The sequence below is a fragment of the Dankookia rubra genome (assembly GCF_004355005.1).
GTDB lineage: Bacteria > Pseudomonadota > Alphaproteobacteria > Acetobacterales > Acetobacteraceae > Paracraurococcus > Paracraurococcus ruber_A.
Genome location: NZ_SMSJ01000008.1, coordinates 109,391 through 136,373, shown reverse-complemented (window position 1 = coordinate 136,373; position 26,983 = coordinate 109,391). Strand labels below are relative to the sequence as shown.

Genomic DNA, 26,983 nt, shown 5'->3' with positions numbered 1-26,983 from the left:
CACTGCGGATAAGGCGATACCATGCACCTCACGGAGACGGCTACCCGCCGCCCCTTAACGTCCCAGCAAGCCCCTGTGCCCGCCCCGCTGTCCTACGGCATCAACGACGCTGCTGCCGTGTCCGGCCTGTCCCGCAGCACGCTCTACCGGCACGCAACGGCCGGACGGCTGCGGCTGGTGAAGGTCGGAGGTCGCACGTTGGTCTGCGCTGCCAGCCTTCGGGTGCTGCTGGGAGCCGAGAGCTGATGCCGGCCGCCATTCCGATCCGCGCCGCGCGGCTGCGGCCGGCTAGGGCCTGAAGCGCAACCGCCGGGAGCCTTGCGGCGCCCGGCGGGGAACGTGGTTCAGCGGCGGTGGTATGCGGCCTTGACAACCGCTTTCTACCACCGCGCCACCTTCCGCGCCACGGCCTGCAGCCTCCTCGGCTCACATTGGAGTTGGGGTTTTGAACCCTCTGCACATCAAGAGCCATACGCACACGGCTGACCTCTCCCCGATCTGCATCGGCTGCGCTGTTGCGCTGACGATCTTCCCGGTGACCACCGCGGCGCTGGCCACGTGGGGCGACATGGAGGCCGCCCGATGATCGCCAGCAATCGCCTCCGACATGCACGCTTTCGCCGCACAACTATTGACTTCGCCGCGGTGAACCGCGTGGCGCTGCCGCATCTCGAACCGCTGTGCAGGCGGTGGCTGCCAGGCGGCCGGCGAATCGGGGCCGAATGGGTGTGCGGCAACCTACGTGGAGAGGCCGGCCAATCCTGCAAAGTGAACCTTCGTACCGGCCGCTGGGCCGATTTCGCCGCTGGGCAGGGTGGAGGCGATCCCGTGAGTCTGGCAGCGGCAGTGGCCGGCATCGGGCAGGCGGAGGCTGCACGCAATCTCGCGCGAATGCTTGACATTAAGGTCGGAGGCGGCTGGTGATGGGCGCTGTTCCAGAGCAGGACGCCGATTCCAAGGCGGCGGCGCTTGACGCCATGTTCGGCGCCGAAGCTGACAACTTGCTGAGTGCGGCGGACTGGGAGGAAATTTGGGCTGCCGAGGCGGAGCGCGAGGTAGAGAACAGTCGCAAGGATTCTTCGGGCGAAGCGCTGCCGGCAATGAACGCGCTCCTCAATCCGTTCGCTTTACTCACTTCGGCAGAAGTCGCGCACCCGTTCACCGGTCCTGCCCTCAGCGCAGCGACGCCACCCACGGGGGTCTGGCAGCCGCAATTGCCGGCGCCCAGTCAACCTCCCGAGGCTGTCGCCATCCGACACAGCCGGCACGGTGCGGCAGCGCGGCGCTGGATCTATCGTGATGTCGAACGTCGCCCGCTGTTCGCGGTGGCACGCTTCGATGCGAAGAACGCCGATGGCACGCCGCTGTTGAACCGGCACGGCAAGCCCACGAAGGAAATCCTACCGTACACTTACGGCACTTATGCCGGGCGCGTTGGCTGGCATTTCAAGGCACCTTTGGCCCCTTGTCCGCTATATGGTTTGGACCGCCTCGCCGCGCGTCCGAGCGCGCCTGTGCTGCTAGTCGAGGGTGAGAAGGCTGCGGATGCCGCGGCGGCTCTGTTCCCCGACCACGTGGCGATGACTTGGCCGGGTGGCAGCAACGCGGTCGGCAAGGCCGATTGGATGCCCCTGGCAGGCCGTAGCGTGACCATGTGGCCCGACAACGACGCGGCAGGCAGGAAGGCCGCGGCAGTGATAGCAAAGGCCGCCAGCATGGCTGTTGCGGCAAGCGTAGCGGTGGTGCAAGTGCCGGCCGAATGGCCGGATGGCTGGGACCTGGCGGATCCGCTGCCAGGAGGAGTGCTGCCCGACATGCTGGCAGCCATGCTCGCTGCAGCAGAGGCGCAACCGGCGGAGGATGCGCCACCAGCACAGCAACCGGTGCTATCGGCGGAGGAGGTGCAGGCCGTAGTAGAACGCGCCGCCAATCTAAACGGCGCCGCCTATGCCGCAGCCCGCACCGTACTGGCCGCCGAATTGCCGGGCGTTGGCGTGACCACACTCGACAAGCTGCGACGCGAGGAAGTGCGGCGGCGGCGGGCGGAGGAGCGCGAAGCGTTCGATGCCCTGGACGATGCCGTAGCTATGGAGGCCACGCCTACCGAGGTCGATCCGCCGCGGTGTGGTACGCAGGTGCGCTGGCCGCCCGGCTTTGTCATGCGGAAGGCCGGGTTGTTCCGTGAGGCGGAGGATGGCAGCAGGCGCATTGCCGGCCCCTTTGCGGTGCTGGGCAAGACGCGCGACACGACCAACCGCGGATGGGGCCTCGTGCTCGAATGGGGTGACGATGACGGCGCACCGCACCGCGAGCTAGTTCCCGGCCGGTTGATCCATGCCGAGCCTGGCGCGCTCGAAACTCGGCTGTATGAGGGAGGGCTGTTTGTCTCGCCCGATCCGGGCGACCGGCTAGCGCTGCGGGATGCGCTGGCCGGCATCAAGACGACGGCACGGGTTCGGCGGGTGACACGCTGCGGCTGGCACCTTCCGCCCGGCGGCGGCGCGCCTACCTATGTCCTCCCTGACGGGACTATGATCGGGCCAGCGGCCGAGCCGGTCATCTTGGACAATGCCTCGCCCGAGTTGGCGGCGCGCTGCCGCATGGTTGGCACCCTGGAAGGCTGGCAAGCCGAGGTGGCGGCAAGGGCGGTGGGCAACCCAGCCGCGGCCTTCTCCATCGCCGCAGCCTTTGCCGGACCGCTTCTTGAAATCGCGGGAGAACCGTCCGGCGGCTTTCACATGGCGGGGCCTTCAAAGACCGGCAAAACCACCGCGGTGCAGATGGGCGTGTCCGTGTGGGGATTGCCCGACAAGCGCGGCGCGCTGCGGGACTGGCGCAGCACTGCGAACGCCATGGAGGCAGCGCTTGAGGAAGCGTCTGACGGGCTGCTGGCCCTGGACGAAATTTCGCAGGCGGATCCGCGCGAGCTGGAAACAGCAATCTATCAGGCAGGCAATGAGGGTGGGAAAGGCCGGCTGCGGGCTGACGCCACCGCCCGCGCACGGCGGAGCTGGCGCGTGCTGATCCTCTCGACCGGGGAGGTGACGCCGGCACAGAAAGCGGCGGAGGCGGGCAAGGGAATGCGGGCTGGCGCAGAGGTGCGACTGCCAGCGCTGCGCTTCGCGGCGGAGGCCGCGACGATGTGGCCGGCACTCCACAATGCCGCAGATCGTGCCGGCCTCTGGCGCACGATCCATGAGACCATGCGGCGGCATTACGGCACGGCGGCACGGGCCTTTCTCGCCCGGCTGGCGGAGGCGCGAACCTCTGACGAAGCCGGGTTACGGGCGGCGGTGGGGGAGTCCCGGCAAGCCTTCCTCGGTTCGCATCTTCCGGCCGATGCTCCCGACCAAGTCCGCTCCGTGGCGGCTCGCTTCGCGCTGGTAGCGGCGGCCGGCGAGATGGCGACGGATATGGAAGTGCTGCCCTGGCCGGCGGGCGAGGCAACCCGCGCCGCCGCTGCTGGCCTTGCCGCCTGGCTGTCCGACCAGGGCAGTGCCACCAGCGGCGAGGATGGCGCGGCAGTGCAGGCGGTGCGGGCGTTTATTGAGCGCCACGGGGAGGCACGGTTTGGGGTGATCGGACGCGATCAAGGCCGGCGGATCATGGAGGGGGACGGGCGGCCGGTGCCGAATCGGGCCGGCTGGCGCCTCCGCCCGAAGCGGGAGGACGAGGGCTGGCGCTTCCTGTTCCTGCCGGAAGTGTGGCGGGCAGAGGTGTGCGCCGGCCTTGATCCCGCGAATGCAGCTCGCGCCCTATTACGGGCCGGGCTGCTCATCGGCGGAGATGGCAAGAACTTAGCCCGCAAGGAATGGATACCGGGCGAGGGCCGCCAGGTACGGGTCTATTTGGTGGCCGGGAGCATTCTCGAATGACCCGGCGTGCCATTGGGGCGGCGGTATCCAAAAGATCCGACCGCCCTGTTGCGGGTCGGATCGAGCCAAAGTCCGCGGATCTCCTCGCTAAATCCGACCATCCGAGACCATCCGACCAGAGGTGGGGAGAGCAAGCCGGGAATTAGGCTTGGTCGCCGACGCGATGGCGCGAGCGGATGCGCCGCATCAAACCCGCGGCCGCTGGGGAGGCGGCGCAGAGCTGTGGCGGGGATGTGCGCGGGCTTGAGTCCTCCCCTTCCGGTCAAGCGGAGTCAGCAAGCGATTCATTGGACGTGATGGCGGCCCGTGCGGCCTGGCTGCTGCGATGGGTAGAAGTTGCTTGGACGGCCTGGGAGGCACCCAACGTAGGAGCGCCGCCGTGCGATGTTGCGGCCGATGATTGGGCCGAGGTGGACGCCTTGATAGTGAGCTGCGACCGAGCCGGATATGCGAGGGCTGATCTGTGAGGGCTGATCGATGACTGATTCCGAAGTGCCTGAAACAACAGGCCGGGATCACGCTGGCCGATGGCAACCCGGCGGATCGGGTAACCCCGCAGGCCGCCCGCGTGGTGCCCGACATGAAGCGTTGCTCGCACTCGACGCCATCGGGGCCGACAACGCCTACGAGGTGATGCGCGCGGTGGTGGGTGCAGCACGCGCCGGCGACATGCGGGCCGCAGAAATCCTGCTGTCCCGGCTCTGGCCGCAGCGAAAAGGCCGCCCGGTGGCGCTGGACCTGCCGGCGCTGAACACGGCGGCGGATGTGTCGGCGGCGCTGGCGGCGACAGCTGCCGCGATGGCCGAGGGCACCCTGTCCCCGGAGGAAGCCGGCGCCGTCGCCGCGGTGATCGAAGCACAGCGCCGGGCCATCGAAACACTAAATTTGGAGGCGCGCATTGCGGCGCTGGAGGCGCAAGGCTGAGCATGACCGGCCTGAGCAGCCTGGCCGAGCGGGTCGCGACGATGGAGCGGAATGAAGCGGTGGGCGGAGTGATCTTCGCCATCAGACAAAGTGGCGAGTTGGCCGAAGCCGCCATGCGTCGCAGGTTCAGCACCAAAGGCCCGTCCCAAAGCGCTCGCGTCGTGCTGGTGGTGGCCGGCATTGACCGTGCGGACGATGATGGGGTGGACCCATGAGGGACTTGTCCCGCCGGCTGTTCATGCTGGAGGCAAAGGCGGGCCAACCCGGCGAGAGATTCTGTCTGTTCCTGAAACCGGGCGAGGATGTCGCGGCTGCCCTGACCAGCACGTTCGGCACGGCCGGCGCACCTCCGGGGGCGAAGATCACGTTGTTTTCGTGCATGTTGGAGCAGGACTGTACCGGCGCCAGGACATGGGCTGCGTGAGCGGCCGAGCTATCGCCCGCCGGGTGGACGCCCTGGAGCGGGCCATGCCGCTGCCGGACCTCTCAAAGCTGACGGAGGCCGAGTTGGAGGCCAGGGTGATGAGCGACGTGGAGGCGTGGCGCGACGCCGAGATGCGGGCGCTGGCGGACCCGTCCAGCACAATGGCACGGCGAACGCAGGCCGAGGATGCGCTGCGGGTGGTGGCGGAGATGTTGGCGTGATGCGGCTGGGAGCACGGCTGGTGTAATTAACCCCCCCTGACTTGTGCGGCGTAGCGGTCAGGCCGTGACAGTCGTCAGGATGGTGCCAAAGACGCTGGTGTTTGGCGCGAGGCACGCGGTGGCGACCACGGTGCGCACGTCCGCCTCGCCCTGAGCGGCGCACATCGCGCGATAGCCGTTGGTGACCTTGCGCTGGATCACGGCGGGGCGGAGGTCGCGCTCGCAGGCGTTGTTCGTCGCCTCGACCCGGCCGGGCCAATCCACAAAGGTCAGAAGCTGGTCGCGCGCTCGCCACAGCTTCGCTTGCAGCACCCGCGTCAGCTCGCACAGGCAGGTCTGCTGGGCCAAGCCGTGGCCCTGCTGCGCCGCGTAGCGATTCGAGAGCCAGACCGCGGGGCGGGGCCCGGCCATCATGGCGCGCACGACGGAGGCGGCGCGTGCCGGCTTCGCTGCGACGCACCTACCCTTCCGCGGCGCGGCGCAGACCATCCCGGCCATGCTGGCGGGCGACGTCCACTACGCAGTGGACATCCTCGCCAGCTACGTCCCGGTGATCCGGAAGGGGCGCATACGCGCCCTAGCGATTGCCAGTGCCGAACGGCGGCCGACCCGGCCCGAGGTGCCGACCACGGCGGAGGCAGGGATAGACGGCTTCGAGATCACCTCCTGGCACATGTGGGCCGCCCCCGCCGGCACGCCGCGGTCGGTCATTGACCGGCTGGTCGAGACAATCCGCGGCCTCTACGTCGACCCGGGGCTGGAGCAGCGCGCGCTCGGCATGGGCGCGCGGCTGCTCGGCTCCACCCCGAAGGAGGTCGCGGCGCGGCTGGCGCAGGAGCGTCCTGTCTGGGCGGAGGTTGTCCGCGTCTCTGCGCGAAGGCGGAGTAGCCCGCCCGCCGGCCAGGAACATGCGGACGGGCCGCTGGGACGGCAGCCTGGGACGCGAGGCCTGTCCGGCGGGCGGAGCTATCACATCAGAACGTCAGCCGTCGGAGCCTTCCGGACGGCGACGGTGGATACCGTCCGTCTGAAGTGCACCACTAGGTTCCGCCGCAGCTATGGAGGCTCCTCCCCTGGGAGCAACCATCCCACTGCGCATCATGCCGTGTCAGAGTGAGTATTGGAGATGGGATTGGAGATGACGCGCTTGGCTACATCTAACCCACTGAAAACGCTGGCGTCCCCTAGGGGATTCGAACCCCTGTTACCGCCGTGAGAGGGCGGTGTCCTAGGCCTCTAGACGAAGGGGACTAAAGGCGGCGTGGCGGGCTTCTAGGGCCCGCCCGCCAGGGGGTCAAGCACCCTTGGCCGGTTTTCCGCCCGCGCGGCGCGCCGCGTCGTAGCGCCCGTCCCGGCAGGCCTCGGAGCAGTAGCGCACGCTCTCCCAGTCCCGCGCCCACTTCTTCCGCCAGGCGAAGCTGCGGCCGCAGGCGGCGCAGGTCTTCTCCGGCAGCATGGCCTTCCAGTGCGCCATCAGCGGCCCGGCCGGATCTCGCCGACCACCCTGCCGCGCTTCGGCTCGACCAGCAGCACCCGCTCGCCGTCCGGCCGCGTCACCAGCACGCCGATCCCGCTCTCGGTCGCGGCGATGCCGGTGATGCGCGTGCCCTCCGGCTGCTCCAGCGCGGTCTCCCACCGCCCGCTGCCGCTACCGCCGCCAACCCGCTGGACGAGGATCATCACCAGGGCCAGGGTGCCGCCGACGATCAGCACCCCCATGACGACGACGAGTATCTTGAGCGCACGCACCGGCCATCCCCCTGAATCCACCGCCGCCGAGACCGTCACCCTGGTCGCGGCGCCCGGGCAGGCCGGCCTCCGGGCCGACCGCTTCCTCGCGGAGGCGATAGGTTCGCTCTCGCGCTCCCGCGTCAAGGCGCTGATCGCCGCCGGCGCCGCGACGCGGGACGGCAAGCCGCTGCGCGACGCCGCCGACCCGGTGCGTCCCGGCAGCACCTACAGCCTGACGATCCCCGGCGCCGTCTCCGCCCTGCCGCTGCCGCAGGACATCCCGCTGGCCATCCTGTTCGAGGACGCCGACCTGATCGTGCTCGACAAGCCGGCCGGCCTCGTCGTCCACCCCGCCCCCGGCAACTTGGACGGCACGCTGGTGAACGCCCTGCTGGCGCATGCGGGGGAGGACCTGCCGGGCATCGGCGGGGAGAAGCGGCCGGGCATCGTCCACCGGCTCGACAAGGACACCTCCGGCGTCATGGTCGTGGCGAAGACCGAGCGCGCCCACCGCGCGCTGTCGGAAGCCTTCGCCACCCGCGACCTCGACCGCGAGTACCTGGCCTTGGTCTGGGGCCTGCCCGATCCACCGGCCGGGGAGATCGAGGCCGCCATCGGCCGCCACCCGATCGACCGCAAGCGGATGGCGGTGGTCGAGCGCGGCGGCAAGCACGCCCTGACCCGCTACGTCACCGAACGGGCCTGGGGCGGCGGCTGCACCCTGCTGCGCTGCCGGCTTGCCACCGGCCGGACCCACCAGATCCGCGTTCACCTTGCCGAGATCGGCAACCCAGTGGTGGGAGATCCGGTCTATCTTCGCCGCACGCCCGCGGCGTCACGCAGCCTGGCGGAGCCGGTTCGCCAGGCCCTGCTCAGCTTTCCCCGCCAGGCGCTTCACGCGGCGACACTGGGCTTCCGCCACCCCGTCACCGGTCGGGCGCTGAGCTTCTCCGTCCCGCCGCCGGCGGATTTCGCAGCCCTTCTCGGATTGCTGTCAGGTAACGGGGAGTAACCAACCCCGATACTCGGTTTTTCTGGACAGCGGGGACTGGGAACGGTACAAACCGTGCCAAGGCAGCGTCATCGGGTGCCGAACAAGCCCTTCCCGCCAATCTCGCCCCGTCGTGACCGGGGCTGGCGCGGTCGGGTGGGCCCGCGTGACGTTCGAAATGCCAGGATCGTTCGCGGACAGGGCCCCGCCGTCACGGGGTGGCCCTTCGCGCGCAGGAGGCAGATGGACCCTATGGCTTCCAGCTCGGTCATTCCGATTGCCCCAGAGGGCAACCTCTCCCGCTATCTGCAGGAGATTCGCAAATTCCCCATGCTCTCGCCCGACGAGGAGCTGTCGCTCGCCAAGCGTTGGCGCGACGAGGGCGACGAGCGCGCGGCCCACAAGCTTGTCACCAGCCATCTCCGGCTTGTGGCCAAGATTGCCATGGGCTACCGCGGCTATGGGCTGCCGGTCGGCGAGCTCATCTCCGAGGGCAATGTGGGCATGATGCAGGCGGTGAAGCGGTTCGATCCGGACCGCGGCTTCCGCCTGGCCACCTATGCCATGTGGTGGATCCGTGCCGCCATCCAGGAATACATCCTCCACAGCTGGTCGCTGGTGAAGATGGGGACGACGGCGGCGCAGAAAAAGCTCTTTTTCAATCTCAGGCGCTTGAAGGGCCAGATGGCGGCCCTCGAGGACGGTGACCTGAAGCCTGAGCAGGTGGAGAAGATCGCCCGGGTGCTCGCGGTGCCGGAACAGGACGTGGTCTCGATGAACCGCCGCCTGGCCTCCCCCGACCATTCGCTGAACGCGCCGGTGCGTGCGGACAGCGAGGGCGAGTGGCAGGACTGGCTGGTCGACGAGCAGGAGACGCAGGAGTCCGAGCTCGCCGACCGCGAGGATATCGGCAACCGGCGGATGCTGCTGGGCGAGGCCCTGAAGACGCTGAACGAGCGGGAGCGCCACATCCTGATCGAGCGGCGCCTGAAGGACGAGCCGACGACGCTCGAGGAGCTCAGCCAGCAGTACAACATCAGCCGCGAGCGCGTGCGCCAGATCGAGGTGCGCGCCTTCGAGAAGTTGCAGAAGAGCATGAAGACGCAGATCGTCGAGCGCAGGCTCGCGGTCTAGCCGAAGGCTCAGGCGAGCGGGTCCGACCCGCAGCGCCCATGTCCGGATCAAGAAGGGGGAGGCTTCGGCCTCCCCCTTTGCAATTGAGCCGCTCGACACCCTTGGCCGCCGCCCCATCTTCCGCGGCATGATGGATTCCTCGCCGCTGGCGCGCCGGCTCGGGCTTGCGCGCGCCGCCATCCTGCACGTCGACGATCTCGGCATGTGCCATGCCGGCAACCGGGCCTTCCTCGGCCTCGCGGCGCGCGGGCAGGTCACCTGCGGCTCGGTCATGGTGCCCTGCCCCTGGTTCCGCGAAATCGCCGAGGCCGGCGCCGCCGACCCGGGGCTCGACCTCGGCATCCACCTGACGCTGACCAGCGAGTGGCGGTACTACCGCTGGGCGCCGGTCTCGACCCGCAGCCGCGCCTCCGGCCTGATCGACGATGACGGCTATTTCTGGCGCGACCTCGACGCGCTGCGGCGGCACTTGGTGCCGGAGGCGGCCGAGGCGGAGTTGCGGGCGCAAGTGGAGATCGCCCTCGCCGCCGGTTTGCGGCCGTCGCATTGCGATGCCCACATGGCCGGCGCCATGCTGCCGGAACTGCTGGGCTGCCACGTCGCCCTGGCGCGCGAGCACGGCATGGTGCCGGTGCTGCCGCGGCGGATCCGCTTCGCCCCGGACCCGGTCGCGTATGAGCAAGCCGTCGCTGCGCTGGATGCCGCCGGCCTGCCGCTGCCGGACGGCCTCCGCGGCACCCTGGCCGTGCCGGCGGAGCAGACCCGAGCCGCCTACCGCCACATGGTCGAGACCCTGCCTGAGGGGGTCACCCACCTCGCCCTGCATTGCGCGACGCCGGGCGACATCGAGGCGATCGCGCCCGAGCATGCGGGATGGCGGATGCGGGAGCACGCGCTGCTGGCGGAAGGCGCCATCGAGGATTGGTGCGGGGCGGCCGGCGTCACGCCGATCGGCTACCGCGCCGTCCAGCCATTTTGGCCCCCACCCCTGGCATAGGCGTTGCTAACCTTCGGGCCAGCCGCCTCAGCGACAAGGCCCGATGCCCGATCTCCCCATGACCCTGCCGGCCGCGGCCCCGACCATCCCGCGCCGGCCCCGCGCCGCGCTGCCGCGCCCGGCCTATGGCGCTGCCTCCGTCGCGGCCATGCTGCTGGTCTGGTGGGCGATCTCGGGCGGCCGGTTGATAGCAGCCGACCTGCTCCCCTCCCCGGCCCAGGTCTGGGCGGCGGCGGTCGAGATCCTGCGCGACGGCTACCGGGGTACCACCCTGCTCGGCAACATCCTCTCGACCCTCGGGCGGCTGGCGGGCGGCTTCGGCCTGGCGGTGATCACCGGCGTGCCGCTCGGCCTCTGGATGGGCCGCAACCGGCTGGTCGGCGCGGCGATCGACTGGATCATCCAGTTCCTCCGGCCGCTGCCGCCGCTCTCCTACATGATCCTGCTGATCCTATGGCTCGGCACCGGCGATGCCTCGAAGACCGCGCTGCTCTTCCTGACCGCCTTCCCGATCGTCGTCGCCGCCAGCGCCGCCGGCATCAACGGCGTCCGCCGCCAGCGCATCCAGGCGGCCGAGGCGCTCGGCGCCTCTCCATCCCAGATCTTCCGCCACGTCGTGCTGCCCTCCGCCGCGCCGATGATCTTCACGGGGCTGCAGATCGCGCTGGCCGCCGCCTTCTCGACCGTGGTCTCGGCGGAACTCATGGCCGCCAGCGACGGTCTCGGCTGGATGGTCATCTCGGCCAGCCATTTCCTCCGCAACGACGTCATCATCCTCTGCATCCTGGTACTCGGCCTGCTCGGCGTCGCACTCGCCTGGGGGCTGCGGGCGCTCGACCGGCGGATCGTCCATTGGCGCGGGCGGGACTGATGCGGCGCGTCCCCGGCTTCCTCGTCACCGCCCTCTCGGTCGCGCTCGTCCTCGGCGCCTGGGTCTTCGTCACCACCAACGGCCTGGTCCGCGACCTCTTCCTGCCCGGGCCGCGCGACCTATGGCTCGGATTCTCCGAGCTGATGGAGGACGGCTACAAGGGCCGCACCATGGCCGAGCACCTCGGCATGAGCCTGCTGCGCGTCGGCGCCGGCTTCCTGACCGGCGCGCTCGCCGGCACGGTGCTCGGCCTCGCCATGGGCACCTCGCGCCGGCTCGACGCCGCGGCGGCGCCCTTCGTCGAATTCCTCCGCCCCCTGCCGCAGCTCGCCTATCTCGTGCTGCTGATCGTCTGGCTCGGCATCGGCGAAGCCAGCAAGATCACCATGCTCTTCCTCGCCGCCCTGCCGGTCGCCGCCATCGCCGCGCGCGACGGCGTCCGCAACATCCCCCCCGAGCGCCTCCGCATGGCGCAGTCGCTCGGCGCCTCGCGCGGGCAGGTCTTCTGGCACGTCGTGGCGCCCAGCGCATTGCCGGAGATCCTGACCGGCGCCCGCCTCGCGCTCGGCATCGTCTACGGCACGCTCATCGCCTCCGAGATCATCGCCGGCAGCAACGGCATCGGCTGGATGATCCTCGATGCCGGGCGCTTCCTGCGCTCCGACTATGCCTTTGTCGGCATCCTGGTGATCGGCCTGACCGGCATCCTGATCGACCGGCTGCTGCTGCTGCTGGAACGCCGGGTCGTCCACTGGGCCGGCCGCTGAATCCCCGCATGAGGAGACCACGATGCCCCAGCTCACCCGCCGTTCCGCGCTCGCCGCCGCGACGCTGCCGCTCTTCGCCTTCCGCGCCCACGCCGCCCCGGCCAAGGCCAATGTCGGCTTCTTCACCGAGGCCAAGCCGACCATGATCGCCAAGGGCCAGGGCTGGTTCGCCGAGGGCGTCGGCGCGCCGATCACCTGGACCGAATACGGCAGCGGCGCCGAGATCAACACCGCGATGGTCGGCGGCTCCTGCGACATCGGCCTCGCCACCGGGTCGGTCGCCACCGCCGCCGGCATCGCCCAGGGGCTGCCCTTCCAGGTGGTCGGCCTGGTCGACAATATCGGCCCGGCCGAGGAGATGACCGTCCGCACCGCGGCGAACATCAGGACCCCCGCCGACTTCAAGGGCAAGAAGGTGGCGACGCCCTTCGGCTCGACCAGCCATTTCCGCCTGCTCGGCTTCCTCAAGACCAATGGCCTCACCCAGCGCGACGTCACCGTGCTCGACATGAAGCCGGCCGCCATCCAGGCCGCCTGGTCGAAGGGCGAGATCGACGCCGCCTATGTCTGGGCCCCGGCCAAGAGCAAGATCATCGAGGCCGGCGGCACCCCCTTCACCACCTGGGACAAGCTCGACAAGGCCGGCTACGCCATCGCCGACGTCATCATCGTCCACAACGACTTCGCCAAGTCGCATCCGGATTCGGTGGTCGGCTTCCTCAAGGCCTATGGCCGGGCGCTGGCCATGTGGCGCGGCAGCCCCGAGGAGGCGGCGAAGCTCGTCGCCCAGCAGGCCGGCGTGACGCCGGAGACCGCCATGGCCGAGATGAAGGCCTACGACTTCGTCGACCTGGCCGCCCAGACCGGCGAAGCCTGGCTCGGCACCCCCGGCAAGCCCGGCAGGTTCGCCGAGGTGCTGAAGGGCACCGCCGACTTCCTGGTCGAGCAGCGCTCGATCCGCTCGGCGCCCGCGGTCGGCGCCTTCGGCAGCGCGCTCAACTCCAGCTTCCTGCAGAAGGCGGTGGCGTGAGCGAACCGGGCTTCGTCCGCTTCGACGAAGTTTCGGTCCGCTACGGGGAGGGCGCCGGCTCGGTGCTCGCCCTGGAGCGCGCCGACCTCAGCTTCGCCCGCGGCGACTTCGTCTGCATCGTCGGGCCGTCCGGCTGCGGCAAGACCACGATGATGCAGACGCTGGCCGGCTTCCTGGCCCCCACCGGCGGCGCGGTCTCGCTCGCCGGCAAGCCGGTGACCGGGCCGGCGCCGGAGCGCGGCGTGGTCTTCCAGCAACCGACGCTCTTTCCCTGGATGAGCGTCGCCGCCAATGCCGGCTTCGGCCCGCGCATGCGCGGCGAGAACCCCGCCGAGGCGAAGGCGCGCGTCGAGCGCTGGCTGCGCACCACGGGACTCTGGGAGTTCCGCGACCGCTATCCCTACGAACTCTCGGGCGGCATGCAGCAGCGGCTCGCCATCGCCCGGGCGCTCTGCAACGAGCCCCTCGTGCTGCTGATGGACGAGCCCTTCGGCGCCCTCGATGCCCTGACGCGCGAGCACATGCAGGAGGAGTTGCACGCCGTCTGGCGCCGCACCGGCATGACCGTGGTCTTCATCACCCACAGCGTCGAGGAAGCGGTCTATCTCGGCACCGAGGTCGTGGTCATGTCCCCCCGCCCCGGCCGCATCGTCGAGCGCATCCCTCTGCCCTTCGCCCGCGACGAATCGGCCGCCGACATCCGCGCGGTGAAGAGCAGCCCCGACTTCATCAGGGCGCGGGAGCGCGTGCTGTCGCTGATCTGGGGCATGCAGCATGACGCGTGAGGCGCGCTTCCGGGCGATGCCCGACTTGTCGTCGTTCCACGGGCGGGGGACAGTTCTGCCCCTGCAGGAGGAAACGACGCCATGAAGCTCGCTTATTCGCCGAACAGCCCCTATGTCCGCAAGTGCCTCGCCGCCGCGATCCTCCGCGGCATCGATGGGCAGGTCGAGCTCTGGACCATTCCCGCCGCGGATCCGGCGGTCGCTGCCTTGAACCCGCTCTCGAAGGTGCCGACGCTGGTCACCGACGACGGCATGGTGCTCTACGACAGCCCGGTCATCTGCGAATACCTCGACAGCATTGGCGGCGCGCCGAAGCTCTTCCCGGCACCCGGCCCGGCCCGCTGGAATGCCAAGCGCCAGGAAGCCCTCGGCGACGGCATCCTCGACGCCACCCAGCCGCGCCGGCGGGAGCTGGCCCTGCCGCTGGATGAGGGCCGCCGCGACTACATCGCCACCCAGCAGGCCAAGGTCACCCGCGCGCTGGACGCGCTGGAAGCGGAGGCCGGCAGCCTCGGCATGCTGTCCACGATCGGCGAGGTGACGATCGCCTGCGCCCTCGGGTACCTGGATTTCCGCTATGCCAACGAGCCCTGGCGGCCGGGCCACCCGAAGCTGGAAGCCTGGCACGCCAAGGTCGCGGTGCTGCCGGCCATGGCCCGCACCGCGCCGCCGGCCTGAAGAAGGCAAGGCCAGGGAGGAAGTATCCTCCCTGGCCCCTCCTCTATTTTTGTGAGTCTGGCAGCCGCCACGCGGCGAGTGCCAGACTCACAAAAAGGAAGAGTGGGGCTTGGGGGGGGAATACTTTTCCCTCCCCAATCTTCCTCTCATTTCTCCGGCCCATACCGCCCATTGTCATTCCCGATTGGCGCCCTGCCCCGCCCCGCCGCATGCTCCGCCCCACCAACGGAGCCGCCCCATGCCCGACGTTCCCATCCATCCCGAAGCCCGTATCGGCCATGTCCACCTGAAGGTCGCCGACCTCGACCGAGCGCTGGCCTTCTGGCACGGCGTTCTCGGCTTCGAGATCACCCAGCGCATGGGCAACCAGGCGGTGTTCCTCTCGGCCGGCGGCTACCACCACCATATCGCCCTCAACACCTGGGAGAGCGCCGGCGGCCCGCCCCCGCCGCGCGGCACTACCGGCCTCTACCACGTCGCCCTGGTCTACCCCGACCGGAAGGCCCTGGCCGCCGCCCTGCTGCGGGTGGTCGAGGCCGGGATCGAGCTGGAAGGCGCCTCCGACCACGGCGTCTCCGAGGCGATCTACCTGCGCGACCCCGACGGCAACGGGGTCGAGCTCTACCGCGACCGGCCGCGGGTGGAATGGCCGCGCGACGCCGCCGGCAACCTGGCCATGGGCAACCGCCGCTTCGACCTGCAGGCGCTGCTGGCGGAGCTGCGCTGACCCGCTTTCCCTGGTCTTCCGGCCTCGGGGCGCCTACATCTGCGGCAACATCCCCAGATCAGAGACACCGCCCGTGGACGCCCTCGTCGCCCCGTCGCCGGTCGCCGCCGAAGCGGCGCGGCGCCGGACCTTCGCCATCATCGCCCATCCGGACGCCGGCAAGACAACGCTGACGGAGAAGCTGCTGCTCAAGGGCGGCGCCATCCAGCTGGCCGGCGCCGTGCGTGCCAAGGGCAATGCGCGCCGCACCCGATCCGACTGGATGAAGATCGAGCAGGACCGCGGCATCTCGGTCGCGACCAGTGTGATGACCTTTGAGCGCGGCGGGCTGGTCTTCAACCTTTTGGATACGCCGGGCCACGAGGACTTCTCCGAGGACACCTACCGCACCCTGACCGCGGTCGATGCCGCGGTGATGGTGCTGGACGCCGCCAAGGGCATCGAGAGCCAGACCCGCAAGCTCTTCGAGGTCTGCCGGATGCGCGACATCCCGATCATCACCTTCGTCAACAAGATGGACCGCGAGGCGCGCGACCCCTTCGAGCTGATCGACGAGATCGAGCAGACCCTGGCGCTCGACGCCGCCCCGGTCGCCTGGCCGGTCGGCCGCGCCTCCGAATTCGCCGGCACCTGGGACCTGCTCGACAAGCATTTCCTGCCCGTCGATGCCGACGATGCCGGCTCCATCCCGCTCGACGACATCGACGACCCGCGGCTGGATGAGCTGGTCGGGGCCGAGCGCGCGCTGATGCTGCGCGAGGAAGCGATGCTGGCCGAGGCCGGCCTCAAGGTCTTCGACCTCGAGGCCTTCCGCGAGGGCCACATGACCCCGGTCTTCTTCGGCAGCGCGTTGCGCGACTTCGGCGTCGGCCACCTGCTGGACGGCCTCGCCCGCTACGCCCCGCCGCCCGGCGCCCGGGCCGGCGACCCGCGGGAGGTTCTGCCGGGCGAGGAGAAACTGACCGGCTTCGTCTTCAAGGTGCAGGCCAACATGGACCCGAACCACCGGGACCGCGTCGCCTTCGTCCGGCTCTGCTCCGGCAAGCTGACCAAGGGCATGCGCCTCAAGCAGGTGCGGACGGGCAAGCAGGTGCCGGTCAACGCGCCGCTCTTCTTCTTTGCCAAGGACCGCCAGGTCGCCGAGGAAGCCTGGCCGGGCGACGTGGTCGGCGTCGCCAACCATGGCACGCTCCGCATCGGCGACACGCTGACCGAGGGGGAGGAGCTGAACTTCCGCGGCGTCCCCTCATTCGCGCCGGAGATCCTGCGGCACGTCCAGCTGGAAGACCCGATGCTGGCGAAGAAGCTGAAGACCGCGCTCGACCAGCTCGCCGAGGAGGGCGTGGTGCAGCTCTTCCGCCCGCTCGACGGCTCGCTCCCCGTGGTCGGCGTGGTCGGCCAGCTGCAGCTCGACGTGCTGCAGTCCCGGCTGAAGGTGGAATACGGCGTCCCCGCCCGCTTCCAGGACACCATGTGGTCGATGATGCGCTGGGTCACCAGCGACGACCGCACGGCGATCGACCGCTTCGCCCAGGCCAACCGGCGCGATACCGGGGAGGACCATGACGGCGAGCTGGTCGCCTTCTTCGGCTCCGACTGGCGCCGCAAGCGAGCCGAGGAGGAATGGCCCGCGCTGCGCTTCCACGCGGTGCGCGAGCAGCATGGGCTGGAGCAGATGAAGCGTTAGGTCGTGTGGGCTCTCGGGATTCCCACTGGCTGATGCCGTGATTCAAAGCTGCTTCCTTCGAGACGGCGGACGGGTGTGCTGGATCGGCTGATCCTGCGGGACGACCCATGCGAGCGGATGGCCGCCGACAGGACCGGGGATGAGCGGACACGCGGCTCGCCCAGGCGGGACAACCGCATGTTCGTCGAGGGGGTGCCGTGGATCGCCCGCACCGGCTCGCCCTGGCACGACCTGCCGGCGGTCCTCGGCGGCGGGAACAGCGTCTGCCGCCGGTTCAGCCGCTGGAGCGCCAAGGGGATCTGCCGGCGGGTCTTCGCCGCCATGTCTGACGACCCCGACTTCGGGTACCTGGTCATCGACAGCGCCATCCTGCGGGCGCACCGGCAAGCGGCAGGCGCCAGGAAGGGTCCGAGGATCAGGCCATCGGCCGCTCCCGCGTCGGCCCGGGCACCAGGATCCGCCTTGTTGTCCGTGGCCTCGGCTGTCCCGTCCGCATCATCCTGACCTCAGGCCAGCGCGGCGACGTCCCGCAGGCGCCGGCGCCGCTCGGCACCGATCGGCCAGCGGCGGTCCTGGCCGATGCTGCTTCCGACCCCAACGCCTTCCGCGCTGCCACCACCAGGGCGGGTGCGGTCGCCGCCATCCCCGACAAGCCGTCGCGCGCCACCAAGCAACAACCCGACAGGACGCTCTCCGAGGAGCGGCCCCTGGTCGGGTGTTGCGTTTCCCGGCCCAGGCAGTTCCGCCGCGTCGCCGCCCGCCCCGAGAAGACCGCGCGGAACGACCTCGCCATCGTCACCCCCGCCGCAACCGCCCTCAGGTTGCGGTACCTCTCCGCAGAACTTAGAGAATTGAACTTTGGGGAGGACGTCATGCGGGTCCTGGTTGTCGGTGCAGGGGCTTTGGGCGGCTATTTCGGCGGCAGGCTGGTCGAGGCCGGACGCGACGTGACCTTCCTGGTGCGGCATCGACGCGCCGAACAGATCGCGCGCATGGGACTGCGCATCGACAGCCTGCACGGCAATGCCCACGTCAACCCTCGCACCGTCCAGGCAGGCAACCTGGGCGGTCCCTACGACCTCATCCTCCTTGCGGTGAAGGCATACTCGCTGGATGCCGCGATGGACGACATCGCGCCCGTGATCGGGGCCGGGACCGCTATTCTCCCGGTCCTGAACGGCATGCGGCATCTCGATCTGCTCGCTGCCCGCTTCGGTCCGGAACACGTGCTGGGCGGCGTCGCGCAGATACCTGCCACCCTCGGTCCGGAGGGACAGGTCATTCATCGCTTGGGGCCGGATCATCAACTGATCTTCGGCGAGGTTTCCGGCGGCCTCTCCGCTCGCGTGCGGGCCATTCTGTCGATGTGCGACGGTGCGACGTTTTTGCCGCGCGCAAGCGATCAGATCTTGCGGGAAATGTGGGAAAAATGGGTCATGCTGGCCACCCTGGCCGGCGTATCCTGTCTGATGCGCGGGACTATCGGCGACATCCTCGCCTCGCCCGGCGGCCGGGACGCGATCCTGTCGCTGTTCGGCGAGTGCCGGGCCGTCGCAGAAGCCGCCGGGCACGCGTCCCGTCCCGCCTTCGTCGATGCCGTCACGGGCATGTTGACGAAGGAGGGGTCGCTTCTGACCGCCTCGATGCTGCGCGACATCGAGCGCGAGGCTCCCGCCGAGGGTGAGCACGTCCTGGGCGACATGATGCAGCGGGCCGAGACGCTGGGTGTTGTCGGCACGCCCATCCTGCGGCTCGCACGGTGTCATGTCGGCACCTATGACGCGCGCCGCAAACGGGAGGCCGCGGCACAGTAGCGCGCCCGGGCGGCTATCTGCCCTTCCGGACAGACCCCGCGAGCCAGATGCGCTTCGCCTCGGCCCACAGGTTGACCGCGGCGCCATCGTTGTCGCCACCGTCCATACTTCGATGCGGATGAACCGAATGGGCCAGGATCGGACCTTGTTGCCGGGTCAGGGGACCCACGCTTTCCGCCACGTCACGCATCATCCGCTGCTGCGGCTCGACTATGTCGAGCTACCGCGCTTCGATGTCGGCGAGGTCCAGCACGAAGTGACCCGCCTCGAAGGTCTCGGCGATGGCGGTCAGGGTTTCCAGTCGATCCCCGGCGAGACTGCCTCGCTCAGGCTCCAGGGCGACGAGGCGCCGGATTTCACCGAGTGCCTGTTCGTATTCGGTTTCGGTCACGACCGGGGCGATCAGCATGTCAATCCATCCGTCGGCATAGCAGTGGCTTACGAGCCAATCCTCTACCATCAGTAGAAAATATACGCCCTGCATTTTTGCGATGCGGCGAGGCTGCTGCGTCCGGTGTGCCTTCCGTGCATCACCGCGGCGATCAGGGTCAAGATGGCTTGCCAGCAGGGCCAAGCAGGAGGGAAGGGAGCATGGGACGTTTGACCGGCAAGGTTGCCATCGTGACCGGAGCCGCCTCGCAGGCGGAGGGCCTGGGCAATGGCGCCGCGACTGCCATCCTGTTTGCACGGGAAGGCGCCACGGTCGTTCTGGTGAACCGCCGCGCGAACCAGGCCGAGGAACTCGCGGCGCGCATTCGGGCCGAGGGTGGGGAGGCTGTGGCCTTCGCCGCAGACGTCACCGAACCCGAGGCCGTGGAGGCGATGGCCGCATTCACGGTGGCAAGCTTCGGCCGTCTCGATATCCTGCACAACAATGTCGGAATTGGCGGGCGCCTCAGCACTCCGGAGACGATCGACCTCGCCGACTGGCAACGCGTCTTCGAGACGAACCTTACCTCGGCATTGTTGTGCTGCCGAGCCTGCATCCCGCGGATGCGGACGGGCGGCGGCGGGGCGATCGTCAACGTCTCGTCACTCGCGGGCGTGATCGGCCTTTCGGGCTCACCCGGCGCTGTTGCCTACGCGACGACCAAGGCCGGGCTGCAAGGCTTCACGCTGTCGATCGCGGCCGATTATGCCGCCGAGAACATCCGCGCCAACTGCCTGTTGGTCGGCACCGTCAACACGCCGATGGTCAGCCGGCTTGGCGCCGACGCCCTGGAGCGACGCAGGAAGTCGGTTCCGCTCCAGACGGAAGGGACCGGATGGGATGTCGGGCATGCCGCGGTCGATCTGGCCAGCGACGAGGCACGGTGGGTCACCGGGGTGATGCTGCCGATCGACGGTGGTTTCCTTGCGATCCGTCAGTGGCCGCGCTGAGGGATGCCGGTGGCGGGGTCTCGCAGGCCTGGGGTCCGGCCATGGAAGGGCTTTGTCCCGGCAGCAGTTACGTGCCCTTCTGAAACTCCATCGGGAAATCGGACGAAGCGAGCGAGGCGCCGCCGTCCACGTGAAGTGTCTGGCCGGTGATGAACCCTGCCTGCTCCGAGCACAGCAGGGCAACGGCGTCACCCACATCGGCCGGTGTCGTGAGGCGCCCCATCGGGACCCACCCGGCCCCGGCCCAGCCGCGCAGCGCTTCCAGCACCTCGGGCGGAAGCGTGCTGAACACGCTATCGTCCGTCACGCCGGGGCTGACCGCATTCGCCGTGATGCCACGCCCGGCAAGGTCCCAGGCGAGGTAGCGCAGCAGCGCTTCCATCGCAGCCTTGGCGGGTCCCATTGCCGCCCAGGACCGCCAGCTTCCGGACTTTGCACCACCCGCGTAAGTGACCGCGACGATTCGGCCGCCACGGCTCATCATGCCGGCCGCCTCGCGGGCGCAATGCAGCAGGGCGGTGGCCTGGGAGTCCATCGCGGCCCGCCAATGCTCGGCGGTCAGGTCGAAAGCCGGTTGGTAAAAGTGCTGCACATCCGGCCGAGCATTAGCGACAAAGATGTCGAGCGGGCCGAAGGTCGACCGCATCTCCGCGAACATCCGCACAATGTCTTCGGGAATCGTAACATCGGCCCGGATCAGGACGGGCTCTGCGCCGCAGTCGCGCAGCAGACGGGCGGTCTCCTCGGCGGCCACTTTGTTCTTCTGGAAATGGACGCCGATCCGCGTGACGCCGCAGCCCGCGAGTTTCAGCGCGATGCCACGTCCGATTCCGCGCGAACTGCCGGTGACCAACGCGGACCGGGCCTTCACCTCAATCCCTGCCATCACACGCTTCCTCACTCGAGCTTGCGCGCTGCCGAACGAGCAGTCGACGAGGGTCAGCCTAGGCCGCCTCGCTCCCCAGTTTCACGCGTGAACAATGTCTGGCGCCATGCACGCCGGGGTTGGCGCGAGATGCCGGTGCAGGCGGGGATGCCGTTGCCGCTCACCGGTCAGACAGGCCAAAGACGCACAGGTACAGGCTGTGGAGGGTCGTGGGAGCGTCGGCGAGGAGGTACACGCCGGCCATCGGGTTCTTCATCCGGCTCGGTTCGACAGGAAAGTCCCGCGCGGCCGGCGAACCAACCGGCCATCGATCCGCTCACGGCGTCCCGACCGATCCATCAACACACGATCGCCCCGCCCCGCGACCCGCAGCCGATAAGACCAACGTGGCCGACAACAGCGAAGGAATGCGTCGTCACAGCCGGGTCGACGAGTTGTCTGGCTCTTGGAACTCGAGCGCCCCGACGATTTGGAGCCGGCCGATCAGCGCCGCCCTGAACGCCAGCCTGCAGAGACCCGACGATGTCTTGGACTAACGCCTTCATAGCAAGCGGGTCGTGGAGGAGGGGAAGGGATTCGAACCCTCGAAGGGCCTTGACGACCCTTAACGGTTTAGCAAACCGTCGCCTTCAGCCACTCGGCCACCCCTCCTCAGGTGCAGCAGGCCCACGACGTATGCAGGTGGCGTCTTACAGGCGGGCAGGCCGGGCGTCAAACCTCCCGGCCACCCATTTTCGCCGTCAGGACAGCGCCACCTCGAACCCCTTCGCGGTCCCCGGCCGGGCCATCATGCGGTCGTACCAGGCGGCGACGTTCGGCAGGTCGTCGAAGGGCACCTGGTGCCGCTCATGCCGCCAGGCCCAGCCTAGAATGGCGAAGTCGGCGATGCTCGGCTCGCCGCTGGTCGCCACATAGTCCCGCCCCGCCAGCCGACGGTCGAGCACGCCGTAGAGCCGCTGCGTCTCCTTGTGGTAGCGGGTGAAACCGTAATCCTTGGCCGGTCCGTCCGGCTGCATCAGGAAGTGGTGCACCTGGCCCGGCATCGGCCCGAAGCCGCCCATCTGCCACATCAGCCACTCGAGCACCGGCACCTTCGCCCGCAACTCGGCGGGCATAAACTTTCCGGTCTTCTCCGCCAGGTAGATGAGAATCGCGCCGCTTTCGAAGATGCTGATCGGCTGCCCGCCCGGGCCGTCCGGATCGATGATCGCCGGGATGCGGTTGTTGGGGCTGAACTTCAGGAAGGCGGGGTCGAACTGTTCGTTCTTGGAGATGTTCACCGGCTTCACCGCGTAGGGCAGGCCCATCTCCTCCAGCGCGACGCTGATCTTGCGGCCGTTGGGGGTGTTCCAGGTGTGCAGTTCGATCATCGGTGGCTCCGATCCGGGCATTTCCACGGCGAGGCTAGCCGAGGACCCGGCCGGCGGCGAGGCCACCTGCCGTGGCTGCCCCGCCACGGCGCAGGAAAGACGAAGCCGTTGTTGCGAAACGCCTTCCCAACCGGCTCACACTACAGCAACTTGGCATCGGCGCCGTTGCGTTTGGGGTACGAACGGAGCTCGATCGGGGGAATGATTTGATGGACGCGTTGATGCTGTCGGGCTCTCGCCGGAAATCGGTGGGGCTCGCCTATCTGTTGCTGACTTTCTTCGGCCTGTTCGGCCTGCACCGCCTCTATCTCGGCCGCAGCCTCTCCGGCGCCGGGATGGCCGCCATCACGCTGCTCTCCATCCCCCTGATCTGGAGCGGCCTCGGCCTCCTCGGCTTCGTCACCACCGGCACCTGGGCCTTGGCCGACGCGCTGTTGATCCCCTCGATGGCGCGCGAGACCAACCAGGCGATGCCGGCACTGGCCTGACGTCCGAAGGCCCTCCCCCCCGGGGGCCGGACCATGGCCAGACGCGCGGGGGAAGGCCGTTCCCCCGCGCCTCCCGCGGCAGGCCTCAGCTCAGCTTCCGCTTGACTGCCTCGTTCACCAGGGCCGGGTTGCCCTTGCCCTGCATGGCCTTCATCACCTGGCCGACGAAGAAGCCGAACAGCTTGTCCTTACCCGACCGGTACTCGGCCACCTTCTCGGCATTCGCCGCCATCACCTGCTCGACCATGCGGTCGATCGCGCCGGTATCGGTCACCTGCCGCAGGCCTCGCTCCTCGACGATCGCGCCGGGGCTCTTGCCGGTCTCGACCATCGCCTCGAAGACCTGCTTGGCCAGGGTGCCGGACAGCGTCTTGTCCGCCAGCAGGTCCAGCAGGGCGCCGAGATGCGCGGCCGGCACCGGCGGGGCGGCGATGCTGGTCTTGGTCCGGTTGATGGCGGCGAAAAGGTCGCCGGTGACCCAGTTGGCCGCGACCTTGGCGTCGCGGCCGGCAGCCACCTCCTCGAAATAGGCCGCCGTCTCCTTCTCGAGCGTCAGCACATGCGCGTCGTAGGGCGTCAGGCCCATGGCCGCGTAGCGGGCGCGCCGGACATCGGGCAGCTCGGGCAGCGCGGCCTTGAGCTGCTCGACCCAACCGGCCTCCAGCACCAGCGGGGGCAGGTCGGGGTCAGGGAAGTAGCGGTAGTCGTGCGCATCCTCCTTCGACCGCATGGACCGCGTCACGCCGCGGCCGGTGTCGAAGAGGCGGGTCTCCTGCACGACCTCGCCGCCCTCCTCCCAGACCTCGATCTGCCGTCGCGCCTCGGCCTCCACCGCCTGCATGACGAAGCGGATGGAGTTGACGTTCTTCACCTCGCAGCGCGTTCGGTAATCCTCGCCGGCGCGGCGGACCGAGACGTTGACATCGGCCCGCATCGAGCCCTCGTCCATGTTGCCGTCGCAGGTGCCGAGGTAGCGCAGGATCTGCCGCAGCTTGGTCAGGTAGACACCGGCCTCCTCCGGGCTCCGCATGTCCGGCTCCGAGACGATCTCCATCAGCGCGACGCCCGAGCGGTTCAGGTCGATGAAGGACTTCGTCGGGTGCTGGTCATGCAGCGACTTGCCGGCATCCTGTTCCAGATGCAGCCGGGTGATGCCGATGGTCTTGGTGCTGCCGTCGGCCAGCGTGATCTCGACCTCGCCGGTACCGATGATCGGGTGGGCGAACTGGCTGATCTGGTAGCCCTGCGGCAGGTCGGCATAGAAGTAGTTCTTGCGGTCGAAGCGCGACCACAGGTTCACCTGGGCCTTCAGCCCGAGGCCCGTGCGCACCGCCTGCGCCACGCATTCGCGGTTGATCACCGGCAGCATGCCGGGGAAGCCGGCGTCGACGAAGCTGACCTGGGTGTTCGGCGCGGCGCCGAAATCGGTCGCCGCGCCGCTGAACAGCTTCGCCTGCGACGTCACCTGGGCGTGGACTTCCAGGCCGACGACGATCTCCCAGGGGCCCGTCCGGCCCTCAAGCGTAAAGGACATGGCCTCGTTCCTTGTCTGCCCAGGCGAAAACGCGCTGCTGCTCGTCCGCCAGGAATGCGGCGGCGTCGCCGCCCACGATGCGCCCGCAACGCTCCGCCGCGCGGGCGAAGCCGATCAGCGGCCGGCCGCGCATGGCGCCATGCGCGACGCTTGTCCGGTCCACCACGATGGCCGAGAGCAGCGGCCAGCCCCGCTCCGTCGCCCAGGCGCAGAGCGCGAAGAGATGCGGGTCCATCCGCCGCCTCGCCGCCTGCCAGGCCAGCCCGCTGGCTGCGGCGACGGCGCCGTAGCTGAGGAAGCGGCGCGCCTCGGCCGCCGCGCGGATGGCGGCAAAGCTGCGCCGGCGGTCGAGCGCCGCCCCGGTCACGCCCCGGCCCGCAGCGTCGGCACGGCGCGGAAATCCGCCGCCGTCTCGATCGCCGAACCGACCGCGAAGACGGTCTCCTCGTCGAAGGCCCGGCCGATCACCTGCAGGCCGAGCGGCAGCCCCTGTCCGTCCAGCCCCGCCGGCACCGCGAGCCCTGGCAGCCCCGCCAGGTTCGCGGTCACGGTGAAGACGTCGTTCAGGTACATCGTGATCGGGTCGTCCTGCTTCTCGTCCATCCCGAAGGCGGCCGAGGGAGTCGCCGGGGTGACGATGGCATCGACCATCCGGAACGCCTCGTCGAAGTCGCGCTTGATCAGCGCGCGGATCTTCTGCGCCTTCAGGTAGTAGGCGTCGTAGTAGCCGGCGCTCAGCACATAGGTGCCGATCATGATGCGGCGCTTCACCTCCGGCCCGAAGCCGGCGGCACGGGTCCGCTCGTACAAATCCTTCAGGTCGCCATCCTTGGCGGTCTCCCGCAGGCCGAAGCGAACACCATCATAGCGGGCGAGGTTGGACGACGCCTCGGCCGGCGCGACGATGTAGTAGGTCGGCAGGGCATACTTGGTGTGCGGCAGGCTGATCTCGACCGTCTCGGCGCCCTGGTCGCGCAGCCATTGCAGCCCCTGCTCCCAGAGGGCGGCGATCTCGGGCGGCGTGCCCTCCAGCCGGTATTCCTTCGGCACGCCGATGCGCAGCCCCTTCACCCCGCGGGCGCAGGCGGCGCCGAAATCCGGCACCGGCACATCGGCCGAGGTGCTGTCCTTCGGGTCGAACCCCGCCATGGAGCGCAGCAGGATGGCGCAGTCCTCGACCGTGCGGGCCACCGGCCCGGCCTGATCCAGGCTGCTGGCGAAGGCGACGATCCCGTAGCGGCTGCACCGCCCATAGGTCGGCTTGATCCCGGCAATGCCGCAGAAGGCCGCGGGCTGGCGGATCGACCCACCCGTATCCGTCGCCGTCGCCCCCAGCGCCAGCCGCGCCGCCACCGCCGCGGCCGAGCCGCCGGAGGACCCGCCCGGGACCAGCCTTGCATCCGGGTCGTTCCGCCGCGACCAGGGATTCTCCACCGGCCCGAAGGCACTGGTGGTGTTCGACGAGCCCATGGCGAACTCGTCGAGGTTGACCTTGCCGAGGAAGACCGCGCCGTCCCGCAGCAGGTTGCCCGACACCGTGCTCTCGTAGGGCGGCACGAAATTGCCGAGGATCCGGCTGCCCGCCGTGGTCCGCGTGCCGACCGTGCAGAACAGGTCCTTGATCGCCAGCGGGATGCCGTCGAGCGGTCCGGCCACGCCCTCGGCCCGGCGCGCGTCGCTGGCCCTGGCCTGCTCCAGCGCCTGCTCGGCGGTCACGGTGAGATAGGCATTCAGGCGCGGGTTCAGCGCGGCGATGCCGTCCAGGTGCGCCTGGGTCAGCTCGACGCTGGTCAGCAGCCCCTCGTTCAGCGCCTCGATGGCGCCGCGGAGCGAGAAATCCGTCGGGTGCATTATTCAACCACCTTCGGCACGCCGAAATACTCGCCCATCCGGTCGGGCGCATTCGCCAGCACCTGGTCCGGGATGCCGCCATCGGTCACAGCATCCTCCCGCATCCGCAGGCTCACCGCGCCGCCGCCGGCCATCGGCTCGATGCCCGTGGTGTCCACCGCCTGCAATTGCTCGATCCAGCCGAGGATGCCGTTGAGCTCGGCCTGCATGCGGCCGACCTCCTCCTCCTCCAGCCGGATGCGGGCAAGGGAGGCGATGCGCCTCACCGTGGCGGTGTCGAGGGACATGCGGGGTTCCAGACCTGAGCAGTGGCACGGCTATAACGGCGGCCATGCCCCTCTTCAACCTGACCGACCTCCGTGCCGCCCTGCCCCGCGGCCAAAGGCTGATCGGCCTCGATCCCGGATCGAAGCTGATCGGCGTGGCGCTGTCCGACGTGCTGCTGATGCTGGCCTCGCCCTATGGATCCTTGAAGCGCGGCAAGCTGAAGGCCAACGCCGCCGAGGTCGCGGCGATCGCCCGGAAGGAAGGCGCCGGCGGACTGGTGGTCGGCCTGCCGCTCGGGATGGACGGCTCCTTCGGCCCGGCCGCGCAGGCGGCAAAGGACTGGGCGATGGCGCTGGGCGAGGCGGCCGGCCTGCCGGTGGCGCTCTGGGACGAGCGTCTCAGCAGCTCGGCGGTCAACCGGGCGATGATCGAGGCCGACCTGACCCGCGCCAAGCGCGCCGCCGCGGTGGATGCGGCGGCGGCGGCCTACACCCTGCAGTCCGCGCTGGACGCGACGCGGCCCGCCCCTGGCTGATGCAGCCGGCAGGTCC

General features: G+C 69.4%; 30 protein-coding genes, 2 tRNA genes and 2 pseudogenes. 22 read left to right on the top strand and 12 right to left on the bottom strand.

The annotated features are described in order from the left end of the window. Positions 1-75 precede the first annotated feature (75 nt). The 6 genes from E2C06_RS09635 (at position 76) to E2C06_RS09610 (ending at position 5,444) form a co-directional block, all read left to right on the top strand. Positions 76-246 carry a helix-turn-helix domain-containing protein gene (locus E2C06_RS09635; protein WP_206664492.1) on the top strand — a complete coding sequence of 57 codons (171 nt, stop codon included), beginning with the start codon at positions 76-78 and terminating at the stop codon, positions 244-246. A gap of 336 nt (positions 247-582) precedes the next feature. Beyond that, positions 583-924 (top strand): hypothetical protein, encoded by a 342-nt coding sequence (locus E2C06_RS09630; RefSeq protein WP_133288381.1) that lies wholly within the window; start codon positions 583-585, stop codon positions 922-924. Continuing rightward, positions 924-3,875 (top strand): DUF927 domain-containing protein, encoded by a 2,952-nt coding sequence (locus tag E2C06_RS09625; RefSeq protein WP_133288380.1) that lies wholly within the window; start codon positions 924-926, stop codon positions 3,873-3,875. The genes E2C06_RS09630 and E2C06_RS09625 overlap by 1 nt, the downstream gene beginning before the upstream one ends. Before the next feature lie 477 nt (positions 3,876-4,352). Further along, complete coding sequence (locus tag E2C06_RS09620; RefSeq protein WP_241671198.1) at positions 4,353-4,799, top strand: DUF5681 domain-containing protein; 447 nt, start codon at positions 4,353-4,355, stop codon at positions 4,797-4,799. 2 nt (positions 4,800-4,801) lie between these two features. Continuing rightward, the gene (locus E2C06_RS09615) at positions 4,802-5,014 is read left to right on the top strand and encodes a hypothetical protein (protein WP_133288378.1); all 213 of its coding nucleotides are present in this window, start codon (positions 4,802-4,804) and stop codon (positions 5,012-5,014) included. A 205-nt stretch (positions 5,015-5,219) separates the two neighbouring features. Beyond that, positions 5,220-5,444 carry a hypothetical protein gene (locus tag E2C06_RS09610; protein WP_133288377.1) on the top strand — a complete coding sequence of 75 codons (225 nt, stop codon included), beginning with the start codon at positions 5,220-5,222 and terminating at the stop codon, positions 5,442-5,444. Between the two features lie 57 nt (positions 5,445-5,501). Here the strand turns inward: E2C06_RS09610 and E2C06_RS09605 are convergent. Continuing rightward, positions 5,502-5,894, bottom strand: a pseudogene (locus E2C06_RS09605) (IS66 family transposase); the annotation flags it as partial. On the opposite strand from E2C06_RS09605, the gene E2C06_RS09600 reads away from it, so the two are divergent. After that, on the top strand, positions 5,857-6,561 hold the full coding sequence (locus E2C06_RS09600; RefSeq protein ID WP_133288376.1) for a Bug family tripartite tricarboxylate transporter substrate binding protein: 705 nt from the start codon (positions 5,857-5,859) through the stop codon (positions 6,559-6,561). The pseudogene E2C06_RS09605 and the gene E2C06_RS09600 overlap by 38 nt on opposite strands. A 58-nt stretch (positions 6,562-6,619) precedes the next feature. Here the strand turns inward: E2C06_RS09600 and E2C06_RS09595 are convergent. The 3 genes from E2C06_RS09595 to E2C06_RS09585 all read right to left on the bottom strand — a co-directional run bounded on the left by E2C06_RS09595 (position 6,620) and on the right by E2C06_RS09585 (position 7,193). Then, a tRNA-Glu gene (locus E2C06_RS09595) sits at positions 6,620-6,695 on the bottom strand. 43 nt (positions 6,696-6,738) lie between these two features. Next, a complete protein-coding gene (locus E2C06_RS09590) occupies positions 6,739-6,918 on the bottom strand; it encodes a DUF2256 domain-containing protein (protein WP_133288375.1) in 180 nt (59 codons plus the stop codon). Continuing rightward, positions 6,918-7,193, bottom strand: coding sequence for a DUF6476 family protein (locus E2C06_RS09585; RefSeq protein ID WP_133288374.1), 276 nt, complete (start codon positions 7,191-7,193; stop codon positions 6,918-6,920). Before E2C06_RS09585 ends, E2C06_RS09590 begins: the two co-directional genes overlap by 1 nt. Here E2C06_RS09585 and E2C06_RS09580 point away from each other — a divergent pair. From E2C06_RS09580 to panE, 12 genes and pseudogenes are all read left to right on the top strand, one after another. Next, the gene (locus E2C06_RS09580) at positions 7,162-8,187 is read left to right on the top strand and encodes an RluA family pseudouridine synthase (RefSeq protein ID WP_133288373.1); all 1,026 of its coding nucleotides are present in this window, start codon (positions 7,162-7,164) and stop codon (positions 8,185-8,187) included. The two genes, E2C06_RS09585 and E2C06_RS09580, sit on opposite strands and share 32 nt — an antisense overlap. 231 nt (positions 8,188-8,418) lie before the next feature. Continuing rightward, positions 8,419-9,300 carry an RNA polymerase sigma factor RpoH gene (gene rpoH / locus E2C06_RS09575; RefSeq protein ID WP_193560444.1) on the top strand — a complete coding sequence of 294 codons (882 nt, stop codon included), beginning with the start codon at positions 8,419-8,421 and terminating at the stop codon, positions 9,298-9,300. A 127-nt stretch (positions 9,301-9,427) separates the two neighbouring features. Then, positions 9,428-10,297 carry a polysaccharide deacetylase family protein gene (locus tag E2C06_RS09570; RefSeq protein WP_133288372.1) on the top strand — a complete coding sequence of 290 codons (870 nt, stop codon included), beginning with the start codon at positions 9,428-9,430 and terminating at the stop codon, positions 10,295-10,297. 43 nt (positions 10,298-10,340) lie between these two features. Next, positions 10,341-11,168: an ABC transporter permease gene (locus tag E2C06_RS09565; protein WP_133288371.1), complete on the top strand. Its 828-nt coding sequence runs from the start codon at positions 10,341-10,343 to the stop codon at positions 11,166-11,168. Beyond that, entirely contained in the window at positions 11,168-11,935 is a 768-nt protein-coding gene (locus E2C06_RS09560; protein ID WP_133288370.1) for an ABC transporter permease, read from the top strand. Before E2C06_RS09565 ends, E2C06_RS09560 begins: the two co-directional genes overlap by 1 nt. A gap of 22 nt (positions 11,936-11,957) precedes the next feature. After that, positions 11,958-12,965 (top strand): taurine ABC transporter substrate-binding protein, encoded by a 1,008-nt coding sequence (locus tag E2C06_RS09555; RefSeq protein ID WP_133288369.1) that lies wholly within the window; start codon positions 11,958-11,960, stop codon positions 12,963-12,965. Continuing rightward, positions 12,962-13,750, top strand: a complete 789-nt coding sequence (locus E2C06_RS09550; protein ID WP_133288368.1) for an ABC transporter ATP-binding protein — start codon at positions 12,962-12,964, stop codon at positions 13,748-13,750. The genes E2C06_RS09555 and E2C06_RS09550 overlap by 4 nt, the downstream gene beginning before the upstream one ends. An 81-nt stretch (positions 13,751-13,831) precedes the next feature. Then, positions 13,832-14,428, top strand: coding sequence for a glutathione S-transferase N-terminal domain-containing protein (locus E2C06_RS09545; protein WP_133288367.1), 597 nt, complete (start codon positions 13,832-13,834; stop codon positions 14,426-14,428). A gap of 238 nt (positions 14,429-14,666) precedes the next feature. Next, complete coding sequence (locus E2C06_RS09540; protein WP_133288366.1) at positions 14,667-15,155, top strand: VOC family protein; 489 nt, start codon at positions 14,667-14,669, stop codon at positions 15,153-15,155. 73 nt (positions 15,156-15,228) lie between these two features. Beyond that, positions 15,229-16,842 (top strand): peptide chain release factor 3, encoded by a 1,614-nt coding sequence (locus E2C06_RS09535; RefSeq protein ID WP_133288365.1) that lies wholly within the window; start codon positions 15,229-15,231, stop codon positions 16,840-16,842. 117 nt (positions 16,843-16,959) lie between these two features. Further along, a pseudogene (locus tag E2C06_RS09530) lies at positions 16,960-17,669 on the top strand (IS5 family transposase); the annotation flags it as partial. 45 nt (positions 17,670-17,714) lie between these two features. Then, positions 17,715-18,656, top strand: a complete 942-nt coding sequence (gene panE, locus E2C06_RS09525; RefSeq protein ID WP_133288411.1) for a 2-dehydropantoate 2-reductase — start codon at positions 17,715-17,717, stop codon at positions 18,654-18,656. Positions 18,657-18,876: 220 nt separating this feature from the next. On the opposite strand, the gene E2C06_RS09520 is transcribed toward panE, so the two are convergent. Continuing rightward, the gene (locus tag E2C06_RS09520) at positions 18,877-19,065 is read right to left on the bottom strand and encodes a hypothetical protein (RefSeq protein ID WP_133288364.1); all 189 of its coding nucleotides are present in this window, start codon (positions 19,063-19,065) and stop codon (positions 18,877-18,879) included. 182 nt (positions 19,066-19,247) lie between these two features. Here E2C06_RS09520 and E2C06_RS09515 point away from each other — a divergent pair, with 182 nt between their 5' ends. Beyond that, positions 19,248-20,036, top strand: coding sequence for an SDR family NAD(P)-dependent oxidoreductase (locus E2C06_RS09515; protein ID WP_133288363.1), 789 nt, complete (start codon positions 19,248-19,250; stop codon positions 20,034-20,036). A 67-nt stretch (positions 20,037-20,103) separates the two neighbouring features. On the opposite strand, the gene E2C06_RS09510 is transcribed toward E2C06_RS09515, so the two are convergent. The 3 genes from E2C06_RS09510 to E2C06_RS09500 form a co-directional block, all read right to left on the bottom strand. Continuing rightward, positions 20,104-20,922, bottom strand: coding sequence for an SDR family oxidoreductase (locus E2C06_RS09510; protein WP_133288362.1), 819 nt, complete (start codon positions 20,920-20,922; stop codon positions 20,104-20,106). Between the two features lie 558 nt (positions 20,923-21,480). After that, a tRNA-Ser gene (locus E2C06_RS09505) sits at positions 21,481-21,573 on the bottom strand. 89 nt (positions 21,574-21,662) lie between these two features. After that, positions 21,663-22,292, bottom strand: a complete 630-nt coding sequence (locus tag E2C06_RS09500; protein ID WP_133288361.1) for a glutathione S-transferase family protein — start codon at positions 22,290-22,292, stop codon at positions 21,663-21,665. A gap of 209 nt (positions 22,293-22,501) precedes the next feature. Between E2C06_RS09500 and E2C06_RS09495 the strand changes: the two genes are divergently transcribed. Further along, positions 22,502-22,780 carry an NINE protein gene (locus E2C06_RS09495; protein WP_133288360.1) on the top strand — a complete coding sequence of 93 codons (279 nt, stop codon included), beginning with the start codon at positions 22,502-22,504 and terminating at the stop codon, positions 22,778-22,780. Positions 22,781-22,865: 85 nt separating this feature from the next. On the opposite strand, the gene gatB is transcribed toward E2C06_RS09495, so the two are convergent. The 4 genes from gatB to gatC are packed head-to-tail and all read right to left on the bottom strand — an operon-like array spanning position 22,866 to position 26,452. Then, on the bottom strand, positions 22,866-24,314 hold the full coding sequence (gene gatB, locus E2C06_RS09490) for an Asp-tRNA(Asn)/Glu-tRNA(Gln) amidotransferase subunit GatB (protein WP_133288359.1): 1,449 nt from the start codon (positions 24,312-24,314) through the stop codon (positions 22,866-22,868). Further along, positions 24,298-24,681 carry a hypothetical protein gene (locus E2C06_RS09485; protein ID WP_133288358.1) on the bottom strand — a complete coding sequence of 128 codons (384 nt, stop codon included), beginning with the start codon at positions 24,679-24,681 and terminating at the stop codon, positions 24,298-24,300. Before E2C06_RS09485 ends, gatB begins: the two co-directional genes overlap by 17 nt. Then, positions 24,678-26,165, bottom strand: coding sequence for an Asp-tRNA(Asn)/Glu-tRNA(Gln) amidotransferase subunit GatA (gene gatA / locus E2C06_RS09480; RefSeq protein ID WP_133288357.1), 1,488 nt, complete (start codon positions 26,163-26,165; stop codon positions 24,678-24,680). The genes E2C06_RS09485 and gatA overlap by 4 nt, the downstream gene beginning before the upstream one ends. Next, positions 26,165-26,452, bottom strand: a complete 288-nt coding sequence (gene gatC / locus E2C06_RS09475; protein WP_133288356.1) for an Asp-tRNA(Asn)/Glu-tRNA(Gln) amidotransferase subunit GatC — start codon at positions 26,450-26,452, stop codon at positions 26,165-26,167. Before gatC ends, gatA begins: the two co-directional genes overlap by 1 nt. A 44-nt stretch (positions 26,453-26,496) precedes the next feature. Here gatC and ruvX point away from each other — a divergent pair, with 44 nt between their 5' ends. Beyond that, complete coding sequence (gene ruvX / locus E2C06_RS09470) at positions 26,497-26,967, top strand: Holliday junction resolvase RuvX (RefSeq protein WP_133288355.1); 471 nt, start codon at positions 26,497-26,499, stop codon at positions 26,965-26,967. The last annotated feature ends 16 nt before the right edge of the window (positions 26,968-26,983 follow it).